This is a genomic window from Sphingopyxis sp. P1IMeth2, assembly GCF_900185685.1.
Lineage (GTDB): Bacteria > Pseudomonadota > Alphaproteobacteria > Sphingomonadales > Sphingomonadaceae > Sphingopyxis > Sphingopyxis terrae_A.
Genome location: NZ_FYAT01000012.1, coordinates 367,045 through 390,424, shown reverse-complemented (window position 1 = coordinate 390,424; position 23,380 = coordinate 367,045). Strand labels below are relative to the sequence as shown.

The window sequence follows — 23,380 nt, the reverse complement described above, 5'->3', positions numbered from 1 at the left end:
GATGTGTGTTTGCGTCGGCGGGGCAAGCGCCTTGCCCCCTTGAGGATCGTGTCCCACGGGGTGGTGTAGCCGGGGTCGGTCCCCGCATTTTCCGGCGTCAGTCTGAGTCGATCATATGCCTGGCACCGCCAACAGCATGATGATGGGATTGTCGCTGAGTGGGGCCATCGTTCCAAGTGTAATGTATCGGGCGCGCTGGATGGCCCATTCGTCGGATTGTTCCATGAGGATGGCGCTGACGAGGCGGGTGATCGCGGCTTCGTTCGGGAAGATGCCGACGACACCGGTCCTGCGCTTGATTTCGCCGTTGAGCCTCTTGATGGGATTCGTGCCGTACAGTTTGGCGCGGTGCTCCCGGGGGCAGGTCATGTAGGTCAGCACGTCAGGTTCGGCGTCGTTCGTCAAGGCCGCAAACTTTGCCGCCGTCGCGTTGATGTCTTCTTGGGAATCGGAGATGACCAGCTTCACGCCGCGCTGGCCTGGGCAGACCAGCTTGCGCAGCAAGGCCATCCAGAAAGGTTCGGCTTCGGATGCGCCGATGTCCATGCCCAGCACCTCGCGGAGGCCGTCGCTACTGACGCCGACCGCGACGATCACGGCGACCGAGACGATCCGTCCGTTCTGGCGGACCTTCACATAGGTGGCGTAGATCCACAGGTATGTCCAGTCACCCTCGATTGGGCGATCAAGGAAGGTGGTAACCCGCTCATCGATTTCCTCGCACGGGCGGCTCACTTGGCCCTTGGAGATGCCATCCGTGCCAAGCGCCTTGACTAGGTCATCGACCGAGCGTGTCGAGATGCCCTGGATATAGGCCTCCTGGATCAACGTCGTCAGCTGGAACTTGCCAAAAGCGGACGGCACTGTGCAAGTTCGAGCACTCGTCTAGAATCGAGCAGCATCGATTTGTCAGATTGCTAGAAAGCCACCATCTACGGGCAGCGAAATACCCGTGATGAAGGACGCTGCGTCACTAGCGAGAAAAGCTGCGGCGTGGGCGATGTCTTCGGCTTCGCCAAGTCTCGAAAAGGGCGTCCAAGCGCGAAGGCGAGCGTATACTTCTTCGTCGTCTAGGGCTGCCCTCGTCATGGCAGTTCGGATTGCACCCGGCATGATGGCGTTCACGTTGATCGAATGCGGTGCGAAATCGATGGCAAGCTGGCGCGTGAGCGCGGTTACCGCACCTTTTGATGCGCAATAGGCCGGTTCCAGATTCGCGCCCGCCATCGCCGCCACGGACGCGATGTTGATGATCCGTCCTCGACACCCGTCCGCCCGGGGCTCTTGCTTCACCATCTGTGTCAATGCAAATTTGCATCCGAACCAAACCCCACGCGCGTTCACGTTCATGGTGAGGTCGTAATCGGCTTGGGTCTGACCGATAATCGTCTCCAGCTTGGTGAATACGCCCGCATTGTTCACGAGGATGTCCAGCCGGCCGAATGCCGACACGGCATGGGCCACCGCTGTTTCTACGTCCTCACCGCGACCGACATCGCAGGCGATGAAGTCTGCCCGACCGCCGCGGCTTGCGATGAGATCGTCCGTATCGATTTCCAGATCGGCCTCGAACCCGTCGGGGTTCGCCGACTTGCGGACGTCGGTACAGACAACGCTTGCCCCCCGCGCTGCTAGTTGCAGGGCCGTCGCCCGCCCCATGCCTGAGCCCGCGCCGGTGACCAGCGCGACCCGGCCCTCCAAATCCGTCATCATCGTTCTCCTGATTCAAAAAAGTGACACGCCGCATCGCATCGATTCAGAACAGTGACGATCGCGGAAAACCGTGCGCCGTATCGAACAATGTGCCGGCCAGGCGGAGACGCGCGCTCCTCACAGGCGTCCGCCGCCATCTATGGCGACTTCTGCGCCCATTACGAAGGATGCGGCGTCGGAGGCCAGAAACACAATTAGTTCAGCCACCTCTTCTGCGGTACCAAACCTTCCCGCAGGAGTCATCTCCGCGTACACCGCCTTCAGTTCGGGCGGAGTATCGGCGAGCATTGCGGTATCGATCACGCCGGGACACACGGTATTGATTCTGATGCCATCGCGCGCGAGTTCGCTGGCTAGGCACCCTCCCATACCGCGAAGCGCCCATTTGCTGGTGGCATAAGCGAGTTGCTGCGGCAGATTGCGGAGCCCTGCGACCGACGCCGTGTTGACGATGGCGCCGCGGCCGGCACCGCGCATGATGGGCGTAACGGCTTTGATCCCCAGGAAGGGGCCAAGCACGTTCACCCGGAAATGGCGCTCCATGAGCGCGGCGTCTGTAGTATCGAGCGGTTGGGATTTATAGTAGCCGGCATTGTTGACGAGGATATCGACGGTGCCGAACCGCGTGACCGCCTGTTGCACGGCGTCCGCCCATTGCTTTTCGTCCGAAACGTCCAGCTGGGCGAAATCCGCTTGAGCGCCAAGCGACGCGGCGACCTCTTGAAGCGGCTCGACCTGCACGTCGGTCAAGAGCACACTCGCACCCTCCCGCACGAAAGCCCTGGCGGCTGCGGTGCCCTGACCGCGCGCCGCGCCGGTAATAATGGCGACCCGGTCGCTCAGTCGTGCGATCATACTCTTTCTCTCCTCATTTTTTCTCTCCTCATTTTGAACAACGGCGTCATCGGACCCATCTCGCCCCCCAGACGCGCATCGGCACTGGCTCGACGGCGTACCGCCACTTCAATCTGCTCCGGCGTCGAACCGCACTGGTCTCGCCAAAGCCTTTGTCCCTGCGCATCGACGGCGCAAATCGCCGTCATCTTCTGCGATACGTCCAGACCGACATAATGGATCATGATAGCCTCCAATGGTCGAACCACCGGGCCAAACGCCCGGACCGCGACACTATCAGCGACTCAGTCACTCGCCGCGATTGCCGGATGTCCACAGATGACTCTAGGTACCGCTTGCCAGCTCAAGGGCTGCGGCCTGTTGCGCGGCTTCAAAAACCAGCGGCTCTTTCGAGAAATCCAGCGCTTCGAAATCCGCGCGATCGGCCCAATAATCCTGCGAATGGCGCCAGGGATCATGGTCACCGCTTCGCGGCAGGATATCAGCTGCGCGGCTGGTATATCCCGGCGCAAATTCCTCTGTCGCCATATAGGGCAGAAGGTTCATGCCCTTGTCTTCTTCCCGCAATTTAGGGACAACGCTCGCATAATGGCGATCATGCATCAGGTTCAGCAATTTGCCCATCAGATCAGCCACCAGTTCAGCCCGCAAAGTATAGGCGGCGGAACGGAAGTATCCCGCCACCCATACAAAATTGGGTGTTTGGGTAAACATCAAGCCGCGATAGGTAACAGTATCGGACATCGGCAACGGCTCCCCGTCCTTGACGATTTCCATATCGCCAAAGACATTGACGTTGAACCCGGTAGCCGTAACGATCAAATCGGCTTCGATCTCTTCACCCGATTTTAGGCGCACCCCATTTTCGGTGAATTGTTCGATCTCGCCGGTCGTGATGCTTGCCTTTCCGCTGGTGAAAGCGCCGAAATAATCATTGTCGGGGATCATGCAGACCCGCTGGCGCCACGGCTTATATTTTGGAATGAAATCGTCCGGGATTGTTCCACCCAGTGCCTCACGAACGCTGCCCAGCATTTCCTCGGTCGCCACGTCCGGATTGTCGAGGCAGTGGCGTACCCAGTCATTATGCTCTTTCAGTAATTGCTGGCGGACGATCTCATGAATCCATTCCCTCGGAATATCGAGCTGCCGTAACTGTGTCGCCAGTGGATATTCATTTGGCGAGGGAAAATAGTAAGAGGGCGAGCGTTGGATCTGCACGATTCGCTCGGCTTTTTCGGCCAATGCGGGAACGATCGTCGCGGCGGTCGCGCCAGAACCAATGACGATGACCCGCTTTCCAGAATAATCATAATTCTGGGGCCAGCGTTGCGGGTGCAATATGTCACCTTTGAAATGGTCGATACCCGGCCATTGGGGGGAATGCCCCTCGCGATGGCGATAGTAGCCCTGACACATCCACAGGAAGTTTGCAGTATAAATGGCGGTCGTTTCACCACCGATTTCTACCGTTACAATCCAGTGTGCGTCGGCACTGGACCATTCTGCCCGCAGGACTTTGTGACCGTAGCGGATGCGATCCTGCAGATCATGTTCGCTGATCGTCTCGCGCATATATTCGAGGATGGGCTCACCGCGGGCAATTGGCGCGCCTTCCCACGGTTTGAAACTATAGCCATAAGTGAACAGGTCGCTGTCCGATCTTGCGCCTGGGAATTTGTTGGATAGCCATGTCCCACCGTGCGACTCCATCGCTTCGAGTACGGCAAAGCTGGCCCACGGGCATTCCTGCTGGAGACGAACCGCCGAGCATAAGCCGGATATACCCGCGCCAATTATGAGGACATCGAAATTCGCCGCAACTGGTTGCGCCCCGGTAAATATGTTCGCATTGGCAGTCTCGTTCATTTGTCTCTCTCCTGTCGCCGTCAGAGGGTGGCATCTGACGATCCCGTGGTCGGGCTTCTCTTTTTAAGATGCTGGCACGCGAGCGTTTGCCCAGTTGGTCAGCAAACAAAGGGTAACGGTGTGAGGCTGATTTTGGCCAGTTGCTGACCGGCCAAAAAAGTGGCATTTTGAGCCAATGCAAGATTCGTTGTTCCAACTACCGATGACAATGGGCTATTTGCGGCTTCTTCACCGGGTTTATGGCACGGGGGATCACGATATTCTGGCAGGTGCGGACCTGGTACCTGAGGATCTGGCCGATCCGGTCCGCGAAATCAGCTTGTTTCAGCAAGCGCGCGTGATCGACAATCTTACGGCCATCTATGGCCCCGGCATCGTGTTCTCAAAGCCAGAAATCTGGAATGTTTCTATCCACGGCGCGGTTGCGATAGCCGTGATATCGGCGGCAACCGTTGGCGAAGGCATAAAATTGCTTCCGCGTTACGGCCCAGCGCGTACGCCGTTTCAGCGCGGTGTCATCCGGGAGGGGCGAGACCATTATACGCTGGACTGGGAGGTGACCGTCCCCCTTACACAGACGCAATGGCTGCCGATGATGGAAGTCAATTTTCTGGCCATTCGTTCGATGATGCAATCGGCTCTGGGAGGCGATATCGACGGGCTAGAGTTTTCGTTTTCGGTCCCTATTCCGACTTATGCCGAGCGCGCCCGTGCCGCGCTCGGGCCCGGCGTAGAATATGAAGCGGGAGTTAATCGCGTCCGATTTCCCCGTTCTTGGTGGAGCATGCGGCCCGTCACAGCCGATCCGATATTGCACCGCGGCGCAATCAACGAACTGGAGCTGGCGCTACGCAGGCGGCGGGAAAATTCTGCGCTTCTAAAAGGTAGGGTCGAGCATCTCTTGCAATCAATGCCCGACGGGCGCTTGGGCGCAGATGCGGTTGCACGCAGCCTAGGAATTTCGCGCCGTACGATGGCGCGGCGGCTTTCAGAGGCCGGGACAAATTTCCGCAGCCTGCTTGACGATGAGTTGAAAGAACGCGCCGTTCATTTGCGTTCGGCACGGTTGAGGCGCGACGAAATTGCAGTTCGGCTTGGCTACGAAGACGCCGCCAGCTTCAATCGCGCCTGGCGCCGATGGTTCCCCAAGGACCGCGAAACGCAGCGACCGGCGATAAGGGTTTAACGCCGCGGAAACGCAAGCTCAGCAGGTATGAGTGTCATTCTTTCCGGCGTCTTTCAATTCAGGAACTCCATTTTGCATGTAATGCCGGTAATGCCTTGGTGCCTGCACCATCGTGTGACGAAAGACAGTGCTGAACGCTGCCTCTGAAGAATATCCCGACGCATAGCCGATGCTGCTCACATTATCCGAAGTCCGACAAGGGCGGTGACCCGCTCGTCGATTTCCTCGCACAGGCGGCTCAGTTGGCTCTTGGCGATGCCATCCATGCCAAGCGCCTTGACTAGGTCATCGACCGAGCGTGTCGAGATGCCCTGGATATAGGTCTCCTGGATCACCGCCGTCAGCGCCCGCTCGGCCATCCGGCGCGGTTCCAGAAAGCGCGGAAAGTAGCTGGCTTTGCGCAAGCGGGGATGCGCAGATCGACAGTCCCGGCGCGGTTCTGCTAGTCCCGCTCACGGCCGGTCAGGCTGCCGACGTCCATCGCCATCAACCGCTCGGCGGCAAACGAAATCATGTCGCGCAAAATGTCAGCGTCAGGCGCCTTCTCGGCCGGCGAGCGCAGGTGCATCATCGAATCGGTCATCGTGGTTCCTTCCGTCAGGCTCGAGCGTTGCACCCCAAACCTATCCGGAAATCACGGTGACCACCTCAATCCCCAGCTGCATCACCTCGTGGGACACGATCCCCTTGAGCGAATTTGGGCGGTAGCAATAAACGACAACGGAACGCGCAGGGAAATTCAAGACGTCCTCACCAGCGCAACCTAGCATCTCCTCCTGATCACGCCTCACATCTGTTGGCCTCATAAGACGGGCAGCGGCGAAGTACGGCGTTCGCAAGAATTTGGATGGAGAGGAAAATGGCGGAAAATCGGGAAGCAGATTTCCTGCGCGAGCTGTACGAGGATTGGAGCGACCGAATGGCCGCCGATCCCGAAATGTCCATTGCAGGGCTGCGCAGTATGTTCGACGAGTGGGGCAAGCCCGCGCGCGAACCCGAAGGGGTAGGCTACAAGTCAGATGAAATTGGCGGTGTTCCAGGTATCTGGGCGTTCCCGCGAGATGCAGATCTCTCTCGGGTCATACTTTACACCCACGGTGGAGGTTTCGCGGTCGGTTCAGCAGATAGCCATCGCAAGCTTGTGGGGCATCTTGCGAAAGCTATGGGCGTATCAGCGTTCATCTTGGACTACCGACGATCACCCGAATTTCCATTTCCTGCCCAGATCGAGGATGCGGTTGCGTCATATTTGGGCTTGATCGAAAGAGGCATAGAACCCAGGCACATAACAAGTGCGGGTGACAGCGCCGGCGGCAATCTCGCTATTGCCACGGTTCTCCAACTTCGAGAACTTGGCCACCAGCTTCCTGGAAGCGTCATTGCGTTTTCGCCTTGGCTCGACATGGCGTTGCGCGGTGCCACCTTGGAGGCGAACGCCGCAACGGATGCTCTGGTTGGCAGGCCGATACTCGAGGGTATGATCGCCATGTTTCTTGGCGACGCGACCAGTCCGCTAGATCCGCTGGCGAATCCGCTCGAGAACAGCTTTCAGCAATTCCCTCCACTGTACGTCAATGCGGGCGGGGCCGAGACATTGCTAAGCGACGCCGAGGCCTTGTGCGATAAGGCGGGGAGGGAAGGCGTTTCAGTCGCCCTCTCGGTCGTCCCCGGCATGCAGCATGTCTTTCCAGCCCTCGCCGGTCGAGCCGCTGAAGCTGACGAGGAGCTGCTCAAGATCGCCGCTTGGTATCGCTCACTTTGACACGCGCGAAAATCCATTTCGCAGCAATGGTTTGTGCGGGAATCCCGCTCTGGAGGAAATAATGATCAGCAACGTAACCGCAACAAAAACCCATGGTGCCGATTTCGATGCAATTGTCGTCGGCGGGGGCTTCGGTGGCCTCTATGCGGTCCACAAGCTTCGCAATGAGCAGGGCCTTCACGTGAAGGCTTATGACAATGCGAGCGATGTCGGGGGAACCTGGCACTGGAATCGTTACCCCGGAGCCCTCTCCGATACGGAGAGCTTTTGTTACCGCTTTTCGTTTGACAAGGAACTCCTTGATCAAGGCAGCTGGCAGTCTCGATACCTCACGCAACCCGAGATTCTCGAATATCTGAACGGCGTCGCGGATCGCTTTGACCTGCGCAGCAGCTATCAATTCAATACGAAAATCGTATCAACCCGCTTCGATGAGGCCACCGGCTTGTGGCACGTCTTGACAGACAAGGGGGAGTCGGCATCGGCTAAGTATCTGATTACCGGCCTGGGGCTGCTTTCGGCAATAAACAAGCCACTATTCGCCGGTATCGATAAATATCGCGGGGAGGTTTACCATACGGGCGCATGGCCGGAAGGCGCCGATCTTAGCGGAAAGCGTGTCGGCATTATTGGAACCGGCTCCACGGGTGTTCAGGTGATCATCGCGCTTGCGCCTGTAGTACAACATTTGACCGTGTTCCAACGATCGGCCCAATATGTGGTTCCCATCGGAAACTGGCCCGAAGACACCGAGACGATCGACAATTACAAGGCAAATTATGACGCAATCTGGCAGCAGATTAAGGGCTCGCAGGTTGCCTTCGGCTTCGCCGAGAGCACGACGTCGGGACTAGAAGTCTCCGAAGCCGAACGAGACCGAGTATTCGAAGAAGCCTGGCAACGAGGTGGCGGCTTCCGCTTCATGTTCGAGACATTCACCGATGTCGCAACCAGCCATGACGTCAACGCGTCCGCCGCCAACTTCATCAAGCGAAAAATTGCCAAAATTGTAAAGGATCCGGAAATCGCCCGGAAACTGATGCCTGGCGATCTCTATGCCAAACGCCCCCTGTGCGCAACGGACTACTACGGCGTCTATAATCGGAAGAACGTGTCGCTGGCAGACGTCAAGGAAGATCCTATCACCGAGTTCACGGCAAATGGTGTTCGTTTGGCGAGTGGTATCGAGCACGAACTTGACGTCGTGATATTCGCCACGGGATTCGATGCGGTCGACGGGAACTATACGAAGATCGATATTCACGGGCGAGGCGGTGTAACCATTCGCGAAAAATGGGCCGATGGTCCCCTGGGATATCTCGGAATGATGGAAGCTGATTTCCCGAACATGTTCATGATCCTCGGCCCCAATGGCCCATTCACAAACCTTCCGCCGAGTCTCGAAAGCCAGGTTGACTGGATTGCCGAAGCGATCGCCACCATGGAAGCCGACGGCCGATCCACAATCGAGCCTACGCAGGCTGCCGAAGACGAGTGGGTAGAGACGTGCCGGACAATTGCAAACATGACACTCTTCCCGAAAGCTGAATCGTGGATTTTCGGAGCCAATATTCCGGGCAAGAAAAATGCCGTGATGTTCTATCTCGGCGGGCTTGGAAACTACCGCGATGCACTTCAGGCGGTGCGCGAGTCGGGATATGATTCAATGATTTTCGATCGCGAAGCAGTTTTGACGTGAATTCTGCGCGGCGACCGCTCGATGGATCGCTCGGCGCGCCAACTGGAGGTGCGGCAGAAACGAGATTTGGGAGTCGCGAGACGCCGCATATTTTCCGTTCAGTGCCGAACCTGCATGTCGAATGGGGAGTCCATCGCCGCTTGGGGCAATTCTTCTCCGAGCGTTTTGCAGAGCGCCGCATCCTGATCGTTACGGACCGTCACTTGCACGCTGCGGGTGTCATAGATCCTGCTTTGCAATCGCTCGAAGGAGCCGGCTTCGCAATAACGATTTTTGATGGAGTTGTTGCCGACCCACCTGAATCCGTGCTCGCCAGCGCTGTCCAGCTGACGCGTGAGGCGGGCACGGATATCGTCCTTGGCCTGGGCGGCGGTTCATCGATGGATATTGCCAAGCTGGTTGCAGTCCTTGCTGTTTCAGAGCAGCATCTGTCCGAACTATACGGCATTGATCTGGTAAAGGGCAAAAGACTACCGCTGGTCCAGATGCCGACTACCGCTGGCACAGGGTCCGAGGCAACCAACATATCGATCCTGACCACGGGGGAATCGACAAAATCAGGAATAGTAGCGCAGCAGCTATACGCCGATCAGGTCATCCTGGATGCGGAACTTACCTGCGGCATGCCGCCGCTCCTCACCGCGGCAACAGGCATCGACGCGATCGTGCATGCCATCGAGGCCTATACAAGCAAGAACCGCAAGAACCCGATGTCCGATATGTTTGCTCGCGAAGCGCTCCGACTCATGACGGGCAATTTGATCACCGCCTGTCGCGTTGGTAATGACAGGGACGCGCGAGAAGCCATGATGCTAGGTGCAAATCTTGCGGGGCAGGCGTTTGCGAACGCACCGGTCGCGGCTGTCCACGCACTTGCTTATCCGCTCGGCGGACATTTTCACATCGCGCATGGGCTGTCCAACGCACTCATGCTGATGCCCGTACTCCAATTCAATCTGGCAACTGCGTCGCCGCTGTACGCCGAACTTGGCGACGCGGTCTTGGGGCCTACGACCGCATCGACCGTTGTGAGGGCTGAAGCATTTGTGTCCTTCATTGGCCAGCTGCTGGTCGATTCCGGTTGCCCATTGCGGCTTCGGGACGTGGAGGTTCCACAAGAGAGCCTACCTTTGCTTGCTCGAGATGCGATGCTGCAGACGCGGCTTCTGGTCAATAATCCGAGGACTATGACAGAACAAGACGCCTTGTCGCTATATCAGGAAGCATACTGAGCCCGCCGAGTTTCTCTTGCATGGCATTCCCGCTGGAGCATCTTGCCCAAGGAGGAAAATTGGAAAAATCGAAGCTCTTGCCCCGCGATGTTTACCCGCAGTGGGCAAAGATTCAGACGCAGTGGGCAGACAATGACGTCTATGGTCATGTCAACAACGCCGTGCACTATGGATGGTTTGATACGGCGATCAACAGCTGGCTGATCGGTAATGGCCTGCTTCGCCTAAGTGGAGGCAAGCTGATTGGCCTGGTTGTCGAAACGGGGTGCAGATATGCAGAAGCAGTCTGTTACCCCGAAGCTGTCGATCTCGGGTTTGGCGTCAGCCATTTAGGTCGAACAAGCGTGACATATCGCGTTGGAATCTTCCGCGAGCGGAGCGTCTCGGCTGCCGCGGAAGGGCATTTCACGCACGTCATGGTTGATCGTACCAGCCGCAGACCAGTCGCTTTGCCTGCGCGATGGCGAAGGGTCCTTTCGGCGCAAATGATCGAAGCTTGATCTTGCTTTAGGCTAGCGCACAATCGATCTTGAACTGACCGCTGGTCTCAACAGTGGTTTCCTTGTCCGCAACGTGGAGGTCCCGTTCAAGCAGGGAATCCGATATGATCCGGAGAGGCTTCGCGGGTCCGTGCGCGGCAAGGTTGAATTGATGTTGTGCGCTGGCGCTTTTTCAGCTCGCCATCGCTCTCCTCAGCTGGCCTAGCAACGATGCAAGTTTCTGGCCTTCTGATTTCAGGCTTGCGAGCCGCATCCCGGCTTCCGGCTGATCGAGAACGACGACGCCGCGCTCGGGATGTCGGCTCCGGATGGAGAGGCTGCGGATGATCAGCGTCCATTGGCCGCTCTGGTCGACGAGCACCTTGATCGCGCCATGGCAAAGCAGGGCCCGGAAAACTTCCTGCCGCTCGCGGTAGCGCGCCAGCGCTGGATAGGCCGCCTTGCCCTGCTCGGCGAAGGGACCGTCAGGACCGATTGCCGCCGCCAGATCCTCGAAGCGCTGCCCGATCAGTTGCCGCAGACGAACCTTCCCGCCGCCCGCTTCGGCTGTGCTGAGCGCCAGCAGCGTCTCGGTCACCGTCATTTCGGCGGCGGAAAATTGATGAAGGCAGGCGCCGCGCCAGCCGTTGACCTCTGCGATGCGCGCGTCCCAACTCCCGTCGCGCAGTGCATCGTTCCTATTGTGGATATCGCGGTCCATGCGTCCAGCTAGCCTGCCGAGCTTAACGGGCCCCTAAAGCAGGGAATGGAGCGTGGATCGCCGCGTCGCGCCGGTAGACGCTTCGCCGTCGAAGGGGGGGCATCTCGGTTGCATCCTCGCAGGATTGTTCAACCCGTGCGAGCAAGGATTTTCAAGACTGCCGCCCCTCGATGGGCTCTACGCCCTGACGTGAAACTAAGTCGGACTTCGCCCTTCCGTAACCTGCGGCAAGGGCGTGAGCAGACGAACTTGGCAATCGAGGGAGAGAGATAATGAACCTGAAGGCAATTTCGCGGCTTCTATGTGGTTGCGCGTGGGGCATTTCGCTGTTGCCCGGGCAAGTGAACGCCCAGGCGGTGGCGAGCGATGCCGGCGCCGTGATCGATCAAGCTTCAGAAGAAGGCCATGGCGACGAGATCATTGTTACCGCACGGCAGAAGAATGAATCCCTGAAGGATGTTCCTGCGTCGGTCTACGTGCTGTCGACCGACACAATCGAAAACACCAAAGCGCGCGTCGCAGTCGATTTCGTGAGCTTGACTTCGGGTGTCACCATTCAAACCGCCACGACCGATCCGTCGGACGTCTCCATCAACATCAGAGGTCTAAACAGTCCGCGCGATGCGGAAAACAACATTGCGCTGGTGGTCGATGGCGTTCTCAAGACGAGCATTGCGTCAACCAACGAACCTCAGGGCGCGCTGGCACAGGTCGAAATTCTCAAGGGGCCGCAGGGTGCGATCTACGGTCGCAACGCGTCGGCCGGCGCGATTGTCATTACGACAAAGAAGCCGACGCCGGACCTGTCTGGCCAGATCAAGGGCCGTGTCGCCAACGACAACACATATCTCGTCTCCGGCCTGCTGAGTGGCCCTCTCACAGATGGCGTCGGATTCGTCCTGAACGGCGAATGGACCAAGTCGGACGGATATTATCGCAACACCTTTGTAGGCACGGATTTGCATCAGAGTGTCTACGGCTATCGCGGCAACCCGGCTTCGGTGGACAGCTACAACAAATTGAACATCTTTGGGCGCATCCTGATTGAACCCTCTGATGACACCGAAATCGACCTGAAGGCCAACTATGGAAGAAGCCACGGTGGCGCTTTGAGTTTCAACGCGGTCTTCCAGATTCCCACGCTCGCGCAAGCGTTCAATGACCCGATTTTCAACGCGCCGGTGAGCAAGCATAAGTTCATATTCACGGACGACACCGAGGCCAAGCACTGGCAAAAAACATATGGGGCGTCGATGAGAATTCGGCAGGACCTGGATTTCGGTACATTGATCGGAGTCGTTGCTTATAACAACAACAGGAATGAATATATCGCCGGCGGAACGAGCGGGGCGTTCGGATTTTTCAACAACGAACCCACCTGCATCCGCACCCGCCCAGCCACTGCGGGCGTGGTCAACCAGGCACCATTTACACAGTATAATGCTGCGTTCGGTTTCGCCATGCCCTACTCACCTTCCACCTGCGACGGTATCCAGGGCAATCGTCGCACGCAGAAAGATGTGGTTTCGGAAATCCGGCTCACTGGCGGCGAAGGCACCTCCCTGAACTGGCAATTGGGCGGTAGCTACATCTACATCGATCGACGGGTTTGCGTGAACCTCACCCTCGACACTGGTCAGGGCGGAACGCGTCAGTGCTTCACGACGGATCCGCGATTCCCGACAGAGAACCTCACCGATGACAATTACCGGACCAATGTATATGCCGTGTTTGCTGCAGCCGACTGGGACGCGACTGACAAACTTCGGCTGGGCGTCGCACTGCGCTACGATATCGAAGCGCGCGACCGCTTCAACAACGTTCCGGTAAATGCTCGCACGCGCTGGGTTGGCAATCCGCGCACAGGATATCCGATCGGTACCGCGACCACGCCGTCGAACTATTTCCTCAATCCAGGGCTCGACCCGGCCTATAACCCGTCGGGCGTGATTGCCCCGATTTCGGAAACGTTCAAGCAGCTTCAGCCGAAGATCACGATCACCTATAAGCCCAACAGTGACCTCACTATTTTCGGAAACTGGGGCATGGGATTCAAGGCCGGTGGCTTCAATCCGGCCGGCACCGAGGCAATCATCAACGGCTATTTCAATCCGCCGCCGCCGACGGGCATTAGCGCCGGAATCTCGGTTCCCGATCTGATCAAAAAGGAAACCAACAGCGCATTCGAGCTTGGCGTGAAGGGACGTGTTTTCGATGCCGTGAACTTCGAAGTGGCCGGCTTCCTCACCAACGTGAAAAACATGCAGTTCTTTGAATTCTTCGTCGGCGACTTCGGTTTGCTGCGGAGTACCTCCAATATCGACAAGGTGCAGATCTACGGCGTCGATGCTTCGATCGACTATAAGATATCGCCTGTGTTCAAGGTTTTCGTGAACGGAAACTACACGCAGAGCGAAATCAAAGCCAATTCCGGCCGTCCTTACACCGTCGGCAACAAATCTCCTGCGACGCCTGATTTCACGATCAACGGCGGCGTGCAGATGAACGCCCCGGTTTCCGACCGCGTCAATCTGGTCAGCCGAATTGATTTCAGAGTTGTCGGTCCGACGCCGTTCCATACCGTTCAACGGAATACGACACCCACCATCTTCGGGTTGCCGGCAACCTATGACAACTCGACGCGGGATACATTCGCGACCGTAAATGCAAGACTCGGTGTGGATGTTGGCAACTTCTCGATTTCTGCGTTCGCTACCAACCTGTTTAACAAGCAGTATGTCGAGGACGTGGTGATTGCTCCGGAGTTCGGAGGCGACTTCATCGCTGGTGGCGCGCTCCGCCGGTTCGGCGTTGATGTCTCCTACAAGTTCTAGGCCGTGGGTCGGATCCGGGATTCCCAAGCATCATTGCCAGGAATCCCGGATCGCGGAAGGCTCGGGAAGACCTGAAGACGGTCAATGTCTTACCCGTACTGCGCCGGTATCAACCGCGATTTTCGGGGCCGTATGTCATTGAAGGAATGGATCGATGGTGTCGCTATTTGAACCGTTGACGCTGCCGCGCGGCCCCGCGATGAAGAACCGTTTTCTTCTCGCCCCGATGACCAATCAGCAGGCACGTGACGATGGCACGCTGACGGACGACGAGTTGAACTGGTTGCTCATGCGCGCAACGGGTGACTTCAGCCTGGTCATGACCTGTTGCTCGCATGTGCATCTGAAAGGGCAGGGCTTTCCTGGCGAACTTGGCGTGTATTCTGATGCCTTGATCCCCGGCCTGGAGCAGCTCGCCGGTGCCCTCCGCGGAGCGGGAGCCATATCAAGCATGCAGCTCTATCATGGCGGAATTCGCACGATTACTCCGGATCGCACGGGACCATCCGCCGCTCCGGAAGATCATGCACGCGCGATGACCGTCGCAGAAGTGCGCGCGACAATTGAGGACTTCATTGTCGCGGCCCAGCGCGCCGAGCGCGCCGGCTTCGATGGCGTGGAACTTCACGGAGCCCATGGTTACCTGATCAGCGCGTTCCTGAGCAGCGTCTATAACAGGCGCGAGGATCATTACGGCGGCACCCCTGAGAAGCGACGTCGGTTCCTGCTTGAGATTGTCGATGGAATTCGCGCGCGCTGCGGCGAGGATTTCCAGATCGGCGTTCGAGTTTCGCCGGAGCGTTTCGGCCAGGATGTCGGTGAAACCCGCGAACTGGCCCAGCAGTTGATCGACGAAGGAAAAATCGACTATCTTGATATTTCGCTTTGGGACGTATTCAAAGATCCGGTCGACCCCAAATATCAAGGACGCTCATTGATGTCCTATTTCACGGAGCTTGATCTGAAGGGCGTCAGGCTTGGTTTCGCAGGTAAGATAAATTCGCATGCTGACGCGACACGCTGCCTTGAGCAAGGGGCGGATTTCGTCGTCATTGGACGCGCCGCGATCGCTCATCATGATCTCCCCAAGCTGTTCAGGGCGAATCCCGATTTCAGTCCCCAGAAATTCCCCGTAACTGCGGACTATCTGCGCGCTGAAGGCCTGGGAGAAAGCTTCATCGCCTATCTCGCAACCTGGCCGGAAATGGTCACAGACTATTTCGTGCCGCCAGAGATTCCGCGGTTCGACGTCGAAGAATTCTTCAAGACCGGAAGGAGCGTTAAGCTCGCGGCCGGTTAGTCAGCATTGTCGGGCCCGTTCTTCCAAGGCAGACGTGAAGTCCAAGACACGACCGATAGTAACGTAGGGATGACGTAAGAGAGCAAGGTGAACGCCCAGATTGGCATTGGGCAGACCCGGCGTATCCAAGACCTCGTCGCCAGGGTTCTTCGCCGCATCGTTTGCGTTTTCGAAAACTTCCGGGAGCGGCTTTCGCGACTGAATCTGCTGTTCGTGCGTTTATCGCCCTACAGTCGTCCATCACTCCTGATCCGTTTTTCCATCATCGGCTTTTCTGTCCCAACCTGATGGTCGATCAGGACCGCAATGGCATCTTTACAGGCGCTGCGACGATACGGCAGGAGCCATCAGGCGATCGGCAACAACCCGTACGACGGCGCAAGACAGGATCGATGCGTTGCGGCGGCAAACGCAGGCTATTTTCACTGTTCAGGTCGTCGGCGCGATCCGTTCGGCCGAGGGGCTCGCGAATACTCGGCGGGATACGTCTCAAAAGCGACCGGTGTCTCGGCGGTACCGGCCCTCCGGACATTGGCGAGGACCGGCAGGCCGTTCACCGCTATCATGAGGTCGCCTTCGGCAAAAAGTGGCGAGCACGCCGTGGAGTGCCGCGTCATCGTGAATGTCGAGGTCTCCATATGGTGCGATTTTTTTCTCGCCGCGGGGCGAGCATGTTGCATGGTTCAGCGAAGGCTCGATCGGGGTTCGCCCGCCATCCCGAAAAATTTAACATTGGCAAGAGGGCGCTAGTTGGAATCAGAAGGAAAACCTACAATGCTTATAGTCCAGTAGATTGATTTGATCTTGTATTGAGTCATTCGTTTGCGTGTCCGGAGTCATTCCATGACCATCGATCAACTCACGCCCCGTGAGAAGGAATGCCTGAGGCTTCTTCTAAAACCCATGCGTGCCAAGGAAGTGGCCCGGGTTACTGGCTTATCGGTCAACACCGTCAACGAGCACCTGAAATCCGCGCGGCGTAAGCTGGGAACGACCGACAGCTGGAGCGCAGCCCAGTTGTTACGCGCCCTCGAGGACCCCACCACTAATTCGGATACCAAAGAATGGGGATCGTCCACCATGGCGGTTCCTGTCCAGAACAACTCCACCGACCCGTCGGCGTTTGAGCCGGTAATGGTAGAGCGATCGAGCCTGTTTCCTTTCGCAACGAAAGGAAGGCCATGGAACGATCTGAGTTTTGGATGGCGTCTTGCATGGCCGTTTCTGCTTTTTGGCGTCATCGCCATCGGAGCGGGCGCAATCATGGCCGTGGCATCGGAACTCTCGCAGCTGACCATTGCCCTCACACGCTGACATCGGATTGCAGCATGGCGACGGCCTGGGGCCGCGAGGAGTTATATGTCGATGTCATTTATGGAAAAACGTCAGGTTCAGATTCAACGCCACGAAGTCGCGGGAGAAATTGTCTCGCGACTGAAGACCTTCGAAAAGGATCTTGGGCGCGCCCTTTCAAGCGGTTCCGCGCTTGTCGGCTTGCTGCCGGAGGCGCGGTCGCGAGCCAGCGTCTCCGATATCGTTGGCGCGGAGGTGATCAGCGATTTTGTCGCGTCCATCTCGCTCGTCAATCAGGCTATGGGCAAGGCAACAAGCGGACACCTGAACCTCGACGAAATACGGCGCGATCTGCGGATTCCTGAAACGCTTGGCGGCGACAAGATTCCGCTCCCGTCGTGGAGCGCCGTGCAGTCGGCGGCAAATCCTGAAGAGCCGGATGCGATTGCCGGTTGACCGGGAGCCCTGTAATGCTGACCGTACGCCCTGATGATCAGGATATTGATTTTCAACGCCCTTTACATTGTCTCCAGCCTCTTCGCGCTAATCCGCGGAGGAGCGCCGGAGAGGATAGGGGCCGTCATCCTGATCGTCGACTTTCAACTCAGTGCCTGGGTCGTGGAGCCGATGCAAAGCCGCTTCGCCGGTGTGGAATGGCCTATGTTCGCCATCGACTCCGCCGCCTTCGTCGCGCTCTATCTCTTGTCGCTGGTAACAACTCGATACTGGCCCGCGTGGATGGCAGGGACGCAGGCCTGTGTGGCATTGTCGCACCTGGCAGGATTGCGCTTGGAGATCATTCCCTGGGCCTATGGTACCGTCGTCGCGGTTTGGGCCTATGCCATGCTGATCATGCTTGTGATTGCGACCTGCCGCCACCGGCAGCGTTTGCGCCGCTATGGCGCCGACCCCGCCTGGGTTTGGCAGCTTTCCGCTTCCTATCGGTCCGGTGCGCCGCATGAGGGGCCGGTCGAGGTCGCGCTGGGCCGCGTTGCAAACTGAAGAATCGCCAAGGCGACCACTGAACGTTCGCCACGAAGGTCATTGCCTGGCATCTCCTGCCGGATCGGCGGCGCCAGGGCCCATCTAATGTCCGCATTCGACAAGCCCCCCGTTTTTCGATCGTCGTCGACTAGCCCGTTGTCGTTGAACGCCACGCACGACGAGTTTGTAGTCTCCCATTTCGGCGCTCGGCAGCGACCGTCGAAAGGCGCAAAGACCGCGCGACTTGCTGTGTGGCAAGTGCGCAAAGCTATGAAGCTGATGGCTGACCATATGGCTGACCCGATCGATCTCGGCGAGGTTGCAAGAAGTTGCCGCGTTTCTCGCGGCTATTTCATCGACGCATTCAATGCATCCACCGGGCTGACGCCGCACCAATGGCTCATCCGCTCACGCCTTCATCGCGCTCAAGAATTGCTCGGGTCAACGAATCTTCCGCTCGCCGAGATCGCACTTGCTTGCGGATTTTGCGACCAGAGCCATTTCAGCCGCGCGTTCGCGCGCCGGACCGGAGAAACGCCGGGTCGCTGGCGACGGATTGCGAGGCGGGCGATATAGGGCTGTGCAAACCATATGCACGAGTTGGCCGAGGGTCCCGAGCCACGTCAATTCTTGCTCGCTGATCCTGTAATGTATCGAGTAGCTCGCGTTTGCCGACGCCATGGCCCTGATGCAGGACAGGCCGCAGGACTGATCAGGCCTTTAGCGCAATCAATAATTCAGGCCCTGATCATGCTGATTGAATGGCGCCCGGCTATTCGCCTGCTGCAGGAAGCTTCGCGGTCGCTTCGCCCTTGAGTCCGCGTTCGACAGGCCAGCAAGAAACTCGGCGAAGGGTGCGATATTCTGCTTACTGCTCGCCTCCTCGAGGGACACCATATATTCCTGTCGCCGTTCGACGGGAATGACGGTCCATGGATAGCCGCCCGCCGCGACCATGAGATTCATGAGAAAGCGGCCGGTTCGTCCATTTCCATCCATATAGGGGTGAATATAGACGAAGATGAAGTGGCCAAGAACCACGCGGACTGAGGGCTCCTTTTCTTCGCTGAGGGCGACGGAGAAGATGCGCAGCCCGTAACTAACCCACTATCGACTGACTATCGTCTATAGCAAGCTGTGTTAGAGCTGAGTGGCGGCGAGCGAAGCGGCACTATAGGTCCGGACCACCATCCCCAAGCACGTCACAATGCAGCCGTTGCCAATTACCGATACGCATATTCAAGGCGCGATAGGCGCGCGCCGATCGCGCCCGCGACGCTTTCATGGATATCGTATGCAAAATCCTTGGGCATGCGGGCGAGGGCCTGTTCGGCGGCGCTTGGTGCCTTCGCAAGAATGTCGTCGATCATTGCCTTTACTTGGGTTTTGCCGAAGCCCGCCTCGCGCGCGGTCTCGACAAAATGCCGGCCCCATATGTCGAGGATCTTGTATTTGCGGCTGGTGCCAACCGACATCGCGAGCTTGTAGCGATTGTTCGGAATCTGCTTCTTGTCGAACGCCGGTTGCGCCGACAGCACGTCATAGAAAGGGGTGAGGGCAAAGCCGCCTCCGGGGCGTAGATAGACGCTGAAATTCTTGCCGTGCCCGTCGGTCGCGCCGATCAGCCAGAATATGATCTGGCTTTTGAAGAAATCGGCGCGATCCTTCGCCGGCTCGTCGCTCGCGGCAAGCAGCTTCAGTATGTCGACCGCACTCGGCCCATTCTGATGGCCGATGACGGTTGACTGATATTTGCGGGTCGGCGGGATACCGAGCGCCTGACAGCAATCTTCCTGCGGAATGCGCAACAGTTCCTTGTCGCCGCGCCATTGGCGATCGAAACGTTCGACGACGAGCACGCGGCGCTTGCCGAAGGTTGCGATACGCGTCTGGGCGACGGAGAGGCCGAACTGTTCGAGCAGGGTCAGGCAATAATGCTCGTTGTCGACGCTTGCGGCCATGTCGATGACGCCGGTCGAGGTCGGTATCTCGCCGATCTGAGGCTTAAGGATATGCGTGGTCGGGGTGATGCCGACCGGCGTCATCCATCTTTTCTCGAAATGAAGCAGCGCGGTCTTTTCCTGCGCGCCGGCGATCGAAATCCGGAACTCGTGCTCGGGATCGATACCGAGCGGCACGCCGCTAAGATTTGCGAGCATTTTCTCGATCGATTTGTCGCTGATCGGCTTGCCGTGGATGGTGCGATCTCCGCCGCCTTCGTCGTGCGGCAGGAATTGCATCGCACCAACGCAGTCGCGGCCGATCTGTTCAAGCAGGCTGTAGGCGTCGGTTCCCGCGGCGCTGGTGCGCTCGGCAACACGCCTCCGGATATTGGGATTATCGGGAAGGAGATTGTCGAACACGGCGACCACGGGCGCGCCGCGGTAGATGGCGCGGCGCAAAGGAAGAGAGAGCGAAATCGCAAAGCGATGCTCCCAGGTGAGCCAGCTTTCATCGTAACGAAAGCTGATGGCGCCGCTCGTCTCTTTTTCCAGCTGGCCCGCAAGACGCCCGTTTATCAGGATGTCGAGTGGGATGTGCGTCTTCGTGCGCGCCATGTCAGAAGATGTCGCCGATATTCTGGCTTGCCTTGGTGCGGGCGCTGATCGCGATGTTGAGATCGAGTGCGGCGAGCACGAGGAGAAGCGTCTCGAGCTTCGTGCCGCTGCTGCCCTGCTCGATACTCGATATGGTTTTCTGGTGCTTGCCGATCATCTCGGCAAGCTGCTGCTGTGAGATGCCTTTGCGGGCACGGGCGTCCTGAATATAGGCGCCTAGCTGCGTAGCGGTTCGTACCATTTGATTCATGCCGTGTCTCCGGGTGCTGACATACCCTCTAAGGTATAAAAATGCAATATACCTTGCAGGGTATAATTGCCTATTATACCCTGCAAGGTATGGATGAACGATATGCCCTGCAGGGTATATTTGCAGCTAGAAGCGGAAATTGGAGATGGAACGGAATGGACCATTGGAGAGTATGCTAAGGTCAGCATCGTCCCAATGAGAGCGAGAATGGAACGTGGCGCTCGGGTCGCGCCGCGCATCACGGAACCGCTTTGAGCGGCTCAGATCGGCTTGGTAGCGATCCGAGCGACTATTCCGATGAAGCCGAGCGGCGAAGCTCATCGATACGGGCCGTGCAAACCATATGGACGAGTTGACCAAGGGCCTCGATTCGCTCGGAGAGCCAACTCAATTCCTCCGCGCTGATCCGGAAATGTTTCGAGTAGCGCGCCTTCACATAAGCATCCTTGAGCTTCTCGAAGCGTGCGCGTTCCTTTTGCGTATCGCGCGGCCATGCGTCGAAGAGGCGCGGGGAGGCGCGCTCGGCCTGCGTGCGGAGAAAATTGAGATTGTGGACGTGGGGAGTGTAGAAGGTCAGCACGAGGAGCGTGCAGTGATAGAGAGCTTCGGCTGACTGATGGAATAAGAATGCAGCGTGCTTTGATAATCCATCATGCGCGGCGACGTTGGCGAGCTTATGATGGCCCATCGCGGTGGGCATCCATTCCTCGAAATACTCCTCCGCCAGTGCCAGCGCTTGCTGGGGCGTCTTCGGTTTCGGTTTGTGGAGTTCGCTTTCGTCGGCTTGGTAGAGGGCGATCCCGTCGCGTGCGACGTCCATGAAGAAAAAGCGACCATGGGCGAGGCCGTCGTTCACTTCCTGAAGGCTGTGGACGATGAAGTTTACCGGCGTCTTCAGGGTCTGCGTGATCGCGCGCTCACGGTTAAGCCGTTCCTCCGCGCGCTCCCAATAAGCGACCCGGTCGGTAAGCTCCTTCTGGTTGACGATCACCAGCAAATCGAAATCGGATTGATAGCCCTTCGCCGTATGCGGTTCGTCGACCCAGCCGCCGCGCGCATAAGAGCCGTAGAGAATGACCTTGAGGATCCGGCCGAGCCGCCGGCTGCCGGTCGCCTGGCCATTGGCGTCGCCGAATTCCTCGAACAGGATCTGGACGACGCGTTCGAGCTCGCGCTGCTTGTTGGCGGGGAGATGTTCAAGATCGGCCTTCACGTCAAAATCTCAAACTTCCAGCCCTGTTCCAGGATGATCATGCAGCGATCTCATCGCATGACCCTAGTCATCGCCCAATCAATTTCACGCCAATTCTGTCGGCGAGCGCAACAATCTCTGCAAAAATTGCGGGATCGTTGACGATGTCGAGCGAAGGGGTAAGCGGTGACAGCAGCCCGGAATCTATTCGGTCGCCGAACAGAATGATGGCAAGCGCCCGGTCATCTTGTCGCGAAACCCAGCACAATCCCTGAACATCCGCACATTGCGCATGGATCGCCTCCGCCCAGCTTCGGGTATAGGGATAGCGATCCTTCTCGGTATCGATGAGCTGGGCGCGGGTGACCCCGAGTTTGCGCAGCGCGGTCACGCGCAGGTCCGCCAGCGTCAGCGCGGAGGAACTCGCGAGCTGCGAATAGAGATGTCCGCGGAGCTTGCGCTTGGCGACGCTTTTGAGGCCGGGCGCGAACGGCACGTCATGATAGACGGTTTCCATGGCGGCACAATCGAACGTCTCGCCGCCATAAATGGTCGGAATCGATTTGCCCCTGATATCAAGGATGGGGCTGAAACGTGCATTGCCCCTCGGACCGGGATTGAAGACGTCCGCGTCATAAGCCTCCGGATGGACCCGGTGTATGATGTCGGTCTTGGGCCAGGTCATCCGGCGTACGAGTGCATCCAGATTCGCCGGAGGTGAAGGAGGGGGAGTGGGCGGCGTGGAGGAAGCGGCCGTCTTCCTAGCCATGCAGCACACCGTCCACTTCGTCTTGCGCTGCCGCAAGAACGCGATCCGGAGCGCTCAGCAGCAAATCCTTTGGTATCTTGCCGCCAAGGAAGCTGTTCACCGAGGCAAACCAGATCGCGATGTCCCATTCCTCAAGTTCGCTATCGAATAGCGCCAGGATCGGCGCGAGCCCCTTGGCCGGCCGATAGCCGCTGTCCGGATCGAGCGCGTAGCCCGGATAATAATCGCTCCCGCCGCGACGGATCGCGAATATACGGCGCTCGCGTTTCCACTTGTTCGGCTGGGCGCTGGCATTCTGCCCGCTGAACCCTGCGATCTCCGATAGCTGCGCGGCCGTGAGCCAATCCGCAGTCTCAAACACATGCTTGCGTGCCTCGGCGGTCATCCGGGCCTCCGCAAGCAGATGCTGCGGCGGCGGAACCTGCGGTACCAGCGCGTCGACAATCGTCTCCAGCGCCTGCTGCTCGCGGCGAGCAAGGGCAGCAAGCACCAGAGGTGCGATCGCCTGAATCGCCTCTTCGACCGCTTTCGCTAGCTTTTTGTTGCCATGTTCCATGGTGAACGCGACAACCTGATCGTCACCGGCGGCGTCGAGTTTCCGCCGGACCTCGGAAGCCGTGCCCGCGAGTGTTTCGAAGCCGATTGTCGTCAGTTCGGTAGGAAAGGTCGTAGCCATGTGCGTGT

General features: G+C 58.2%; 23 protein-coding genes and 2 pseudogenes. 12 read left to right on the top strand and 13 right to left on the bottom strand.

Annotation, left to right across the window (positions count from 1 at the left end):
• Nucleotides 1-111 precede the first annotated feature (111 nt).
• From P1IM2_RS08655 to P1IM2_RS08635, 5 genes and pseudogenes are all read right to left on the bottom strand, one after another.
• Nucleotides 112-837 (bottom strand): annotated as a pseudogene (locus tag P1IM2_RS08655) (transposase); the annotation flags it as partial.
• Nucleotides 838-909: 72 nt separating this feature from the next.
• Nucleotides 910-1,713: an SDR family NAD(P)-dependent oxidoreductase gene (locus tag P1IM2_RS08650; RefSeq protein WP_222103016.1), complete on the bottom strand. Its 804-nt coding sequence runs from the start codon at nucleotides 1,711-1,713 to the stop codon at nucleotides 910-912.
• Between the two features lie 117 nt (nucleotides 1,714-1,830).
• The gene (locus P1IM2_RS08645) at nucleotides 1,831-2,568 is read right to left on the bottom strand and encodes an SDR family NAD(P)-dependent oxidoreductase (protein WP_186402178.1); all 738 of its coding nucleotides are present in this window, start codon (nucleotides 2,566-2,568) and stop codon (nucleotides 1,831-1,833) included.
• Complete coding sequence (locus P1IM2_RS08640; RefSeq protein ID WP_186402177.1) at nucleotides 2,565-2,792, bottom strand: hypothetical protein; 228 nt, start codon at nucleotides 2,790-2,792, stop codon at nucleotides 2,565-2,567. Before P1IM2_RS08640 ends, P1IM2_RS08645 begins: the two co-directional genes overlap by 4 nt.
• 100 nt (nucleotides 2,793-2,892) lie before the next feature.
• Nucleotides 2,893-4,437: an NAD(P)/FAD-dependent oxidoreductase gene (locus P1IM2_RS08635; RefSeq protein WP_186402176.1), complete on the bottom strand. Its 1,545-nt coding sequence runs from the start codon at nucleotides 4,435-4,437 to the stop codon at nucleotides 2,893-2,895.
• Between the two features lie 202 nt (nucleotides 4,438-4,639).
• On the opposite strand from P1IM2_RS08635, the gene P1IM2_RS08630 reads away from it, so the two are divergent.
• Nucleotides 4,640-5,623 (top strand): AraC family transcriptional regulator, encoded by a 984-nt coding sequence (locus P1IM2_RS08630; protein WP_186402175.1) that lies wholly within the window; start codon nucleotides 4,640-4,642, stop codon nucleotides 5,621-5,623.
• A 194-nt stretch (nucleotides 5,624-5,817) separates the two neighbouring features.
• Here P1IM2_RS08630 and P1IM2_RS08625 read toward each other — a convergent pair.
• Nucleotides 5,818-6,206, bottom strand: a pseudogene (locus P1IM2_RS08625) (transposase); the annotation flags it as partial.
• A 276-nt stretch (nucleotides 6,207-6,482) separates the two neighbouring features.
• On the opposite strand from P1IM2_RS08625, the gene P1IM2_RS08620 reads away from it, so the two are divergent.
• The 4 genes from P1IM2_RS08620 (at nucleotide 6,483) to P1IM2_RS08605 (ending at nucleotide 10,816) form a co-directional block, all read left to right on the top strand.
• Entirely contained in the window at nucleotides 6,483-7,385 is a 903-nt protein-coding gene (locus tag P1IM2_RS08620; protein ID WP_186402174.1) for an alpha/beta hydrolase, read from the top strand.
• Nucleotides 7,386-7,446: 61 nt separating this feature from the next.
• The gene (locus P1IM2_RS08615) at nucleotides 7,447-9,084 is read left to right on the top strand and encodes an NAD(P)/FAD-dependent oxidoreductase (protein WP_186402173.1); all 1,638 of its coding nucleotides are present in this window, start codon (nucleotides 7,447-7,449) and stop codon (nucleotides 9,082-9,084) included.
• A gap of 101 nt (nucleotides 9,085-9,185) precedes the next feature.
• Nucleotides 9,186-10,316 carry an iron-containing alcohol dehydrogenase gene (locus P1IM2_RS08610; RefSeq protein WP_222103015.1) on the top strand — a complete coding sequence of 377 codons (1,131 nt, stop codon included), beginning with the start codon at nucleotides 9,186-9,188 and terminating at the stop codon, nucleotides 10,314-10,316.
• Nucleotides 10,317-10,336: 20 nt separating this feature from the next.
• Nucleotides 10,337-10,816 carry an acyl-CoA thioesterase gene (locus P1IM2_RS08605; RefSeq protein WP_186402172.1) on the top strand — a complete coding sequence of 160 codons (480 nt, stop codon included), beginning with the start codon at nucleotides 10,337-10,339 and terminating at the stop codon, nucleotides 10,814-10,816.
• A gap of 172 nt (nucleotides 10,817-10,988) precedes the next feature.
• Here P1IM2_RS08605 and P1IM2_RS08600 read toward each other — a convergent pair whose 3' ends face one another.
• On the bottom strand, nucleotides 10,989-11,393 hold the full coding sequence (locus tag P1IM2_RS08600) for a hypothetical protein (RefSeq protein WP_222103014.1): 405 nt from the start codon (nucleotides 11,391-11,393) through the stop codon (nucleotides 10,989-10,991).
• Nucleotides 11,394-11,788: 395 nt separating this feature from the next.
• On the opposite strand from P1IM2_RS08600, the gene P1IM2_RS08595 reads away from it, so the two are divergent.
• The 7 genes from P1IM2_RS08595 to P1IM2_RS18920 all read left to right on the top strand — a co-directional run bounded on the left by P1IM2_RS08595 (nucleotide 11,789) and on the right by P1IM2_RS18920 (nucleotide 18,503).
• Nucleotides 11,789-14,350 carry a TonB-dependent receptor gene (locus tag P1IM2_RS08595; protein ID WP_186402170.1) on the top strand — a complete coding sequence of 854 codons (2,562 nt, stop codon included), beginning with the start codon at nucleotides 11,789-11,791 and terminating at the stop codon, nucleotides 14,348-14,350.
• Between the two features lie 154 nt (nucleotides 14,351-14,504).
• Nucleotides 14,505-15,650 (top strand): NADH:flavin oxidoreductase, encoded by a 1,146-nt coding sequence (locus P1IM2_RS08590; RefSeq protein WP_186402169.1) that lies wholly within the window; start codon nucleotides 14,505-14,507, stop codon nucleotides 15,648-15,650.
• Between the two features lie 87 nt (nucleotides 15,651-15,737).
• Nucleotides 15,738-15,938: a hypothetical protein gene (locus tag P1IM2_RS08585; RefSeq protein WP_186402168.1), complete on the top strand. Its 201-nt coding sequence runs from the start codon at nucleotides 15,738-15,740 to the stop codon at nucleotides 15,936-15,938.
• A 555-nt stretch (nucleotides 15,939-16,493) separates the two neighbouring features.
• Complete coding sequence (locus tag P1IM2_RS08580) at nucleotides 16,494-16,964, top strand: helix-turn-helix domain-containing protein (RefSeq protein ID WP_186402167.1); 471 nt, start codon at nucleotides 16,494-16,496, stop codon at nucleotides 16,962-16,964.
• 45 nt (nucleotides 16,965-17,009) lie between these two features.
• A complete protein-coding gene (locus tag P1IM2_RS08575; protein WP_186402166.1) occupies nucleotides 17,010-17,399 on the top strand; it encodes a hypothetical protein in 390 nt (129 codons plus the stop codon).
• A 33-nt stretch (nucleotides 17,400-17,432) separates the two neighbouring features.
• On the top strand, nucleotides 17,433-17,945 hold the full coding sequence (locus tag P1IM2_RS08570) for a hypothetical protein (protein ID WP_186402165.1): 513 nt from the start codon (nucleotides 17,433-17,435) through the stop codon (nucleotides 17,943-17,945).
• Nucleotides 17,946-18,206: 261 nt separating this feature from the next.
• Complete coding sequence (locus tag P1IM2_RS18920) at nucleotides 18,207-18,503, top strand: helix-turn-helix domain-containing protein (protein WP_186402164.1); 297 nt, start codon at nucleotides 18,207-18,209, stop codon at nucleotides 18,501-18,503.
• Between the two features lie 153 nt (nucleotides 18,504-18,656).
• Here the strand turns inward: P1IM2_RS18920 and P1IM2_RS08560 are convergent, their stop codons facing one another.
• The 6 genes from P1IM2_RS08560 to P1IM2_RS08535 form a co-directional block, all read right to left on the bottom strand.
• Nucleotides 18,657-19,013: a Fic family protein gene (locus tag P1IM2_RS08560; protein ID WP_260833982.1), complete on the bottom strand. Its 357-nt coding sequence runs from the start codon at nucleotides 19,011-19,013 to the stop codon at nucleotides 18,657-18,659.
• A 137-nt stretch (nucleotides 19,014-19,150) separates the two neighbouring features.
• Nucleotides 19,151-20,485 carry a type II toxin-antitoxin system HipA family toxin gene (locus P1IM2_RS08555; protein WP_186402163.1) on the bottom strand — a complete coding sequence of 445 codons (1,335 nt, stop codon included), beginning with the start codon at nucleotides 20,483-20,485 and terminating at the stop codon, nucleotides 19,151-19,153.
• 1 nt (nucleotide 20,486) lies between these two features.
• Nucleotides 20,487-20,726 carry a helix-turn-helix domain-containing protein gene (locus P1IM2_RS08550; protein WP_222103012.1) on the bottom strand — a complete coding sequence of 80 codons (240 nt, stop codon included), beginning with the start codon at nucleotides 20,724-20,726 and terminating at the stop codon, nucleotides 20,487-20,489.
• A gap of 298 nt (nucleotides 20,727-21,024) precedes the next feature.
• Complete coding sequence (locus tag P1IM2_RS08545) at nucleotides 21,025-21,948, bottom strand: nucleotidyltransferase and HEPN domain-containing protein (protein WP_186402161.1); 924 nt, start codon at nucleotides 21,946-21,948, stop codon at nucleotides 21,025-21,027.
• Between the two features lie 67 nt (nucleotides 21,949-22,015).
• Nucleotides 22,016-22,612: an RES family NAD+ phosphorylase gene (locus P1IM2_RS08540; RefSeq protein ID WP_260833964.1), complete on the bottom strand. Its 597-nt coding sequence runs from the start codon at nucleotides 22,610-22,612 to the stop codon at nucleotides 22,016-22,018.
• Between the two features lie 76 nt (nucleotides 22,613-22,688).
• Nucleotides 22,689-23,372 (bottom strand): hypothetical protein, encoded by a 684-nt coding sequence (locus tag P1IM2_RS08535; protein WP_186402159.1) that lies wholly within the window; start codon nucleotides 23,370-23,372, stop codon nucleotides 22,689-22,691.
• Nucleotides 23,373-23,380: the final 8 nt, after the last annotated feature.

Bases quoted from the DNA above. Each gene is read 5' to 3' on its own strand.
- P1IM2_RS08650 (WP_222103016.1), bottom strand. From the start codon at position 1,713: ATGATGACGGATTTGGAGGGCCGGGTCGCGCTGGTCACCGGCGCGGGC.
- P1IM2_RS08645 (WP_186402178.1), bottom strand. From the start codon at position 2,568: ATGATCGCACGACTGAGCGACCGGGTCGCCATTATTACCGGCGCGGCG.
- P1IM2_RS08640 (WP_186402177.1), bottom strand. From the start codon at position 2,792: ATGATCCATTATGTCGGTCTGGACGTATCGCAGAAGATGACGGCGATT.
- P1IM2_RS08635 (WP_186402176.1), bottom strand. From the start codon at position 4,437: ATGAACGAGACTGCCAATGCGAACATATTTACCGGGGCGCAACCAGTT.
- P1IM2_RS08630 (WP_186402175.1), top strand. From the start codon at position 4,640: ATGACAATGGGCTATTTGCGGCTTCTTCACCGGGTTTATGGCACGGGG.
- P1IM2_RS08620 (WP_186402174.1), top strand. From the start codon at position 6,483: ATGGCGGAAAATCGGGAAGCAGATTTCCTGCGCGAGCTGTACGAGGAT.
- P1IM2_RS08615 (WP_186402173.1), top strand. From the start codon at position 7,447: ATGATCAGCAACGTAACCGCAACAAAAACCCATGGTGCCGATTTCGAT.
- P1IM2_RS08605 (WP_186402172.1), top strand. From the start codon at position 10,337: ATGGCATTCCCGCTGGAGCATCTTGCCCAAGGAGGAAAATTGGAAAAA.
- P1IM2_RS08595 (WP_186402170.1), top strand. From the start codon at position 11,789: ATGAACCTGAAGGCAATTTCGCGGCTTCTATGTGGTTGCGCGTGGGGC.
- P1IM2_RS08590 (WP_186402169.1), top strand. From the start codon at position 14,505: ATGGTGTCGCTATTTGAACCGTTGACGCTGCCGCGCGGCCCCGCGATG.
- P1IM2_RS08580 (WP_186402167.1), top strand. From the start codon at position 16,494: ATGACCATCGATCAACTCACGCCCCGTGAGAAGGAATGCCTGAGGCTT.
- P1IM2_RS08575 (WP_186402166.1), top strand. From the start codon at position 17,010: ATGTCGATGTCATTTATGGAAAAACGTCAGGTTCAGATTCAACGCCAC.
- P1IM2_RS08570 (WP_186402165.1), top strand. From the start codon at position 17,433: ATGATCAGGATATTGATTTTCAACGCCCTTTACATTGTCTCCAGCCTC.
- P1IM2_RS18920 (WP_186402164.1), top strand. From the start codon at position 18,207: ATGGCTGACCATATGGCTGACCCGATCGATCTCGGCGAGGTTGCAAGA.
- P1IM2_RS08555 (WP_186402163.1), bottom strand. From the start codon at position 20,485: ATGGCGCGCACGAAGACGCACATCCCACTCGACATCCTGATAAACGGG.
- P1IM2_RS08550 (WP_222103012.1), bottom strand. From the start codon at position 20,726: ATGGTACGAACCGCTACGCAGCTAGGCGCCTATATTCAGGACGCCCGT.
- P1IM2_RS08540 (WP_260833964.1), bottom strand. From the start codon at position 22,612: ATGACCTGGCCCAAGACCGACATCATACACCGGGTCCATCCGGAGGCT.
- P1IM2_RS08535 (WP_186402159.1), bottom strand. From the start codon at position 23,372: ATGGCTACGACCTTTCCTACCGAACTGACGACAATCGGCTTCGAAACA.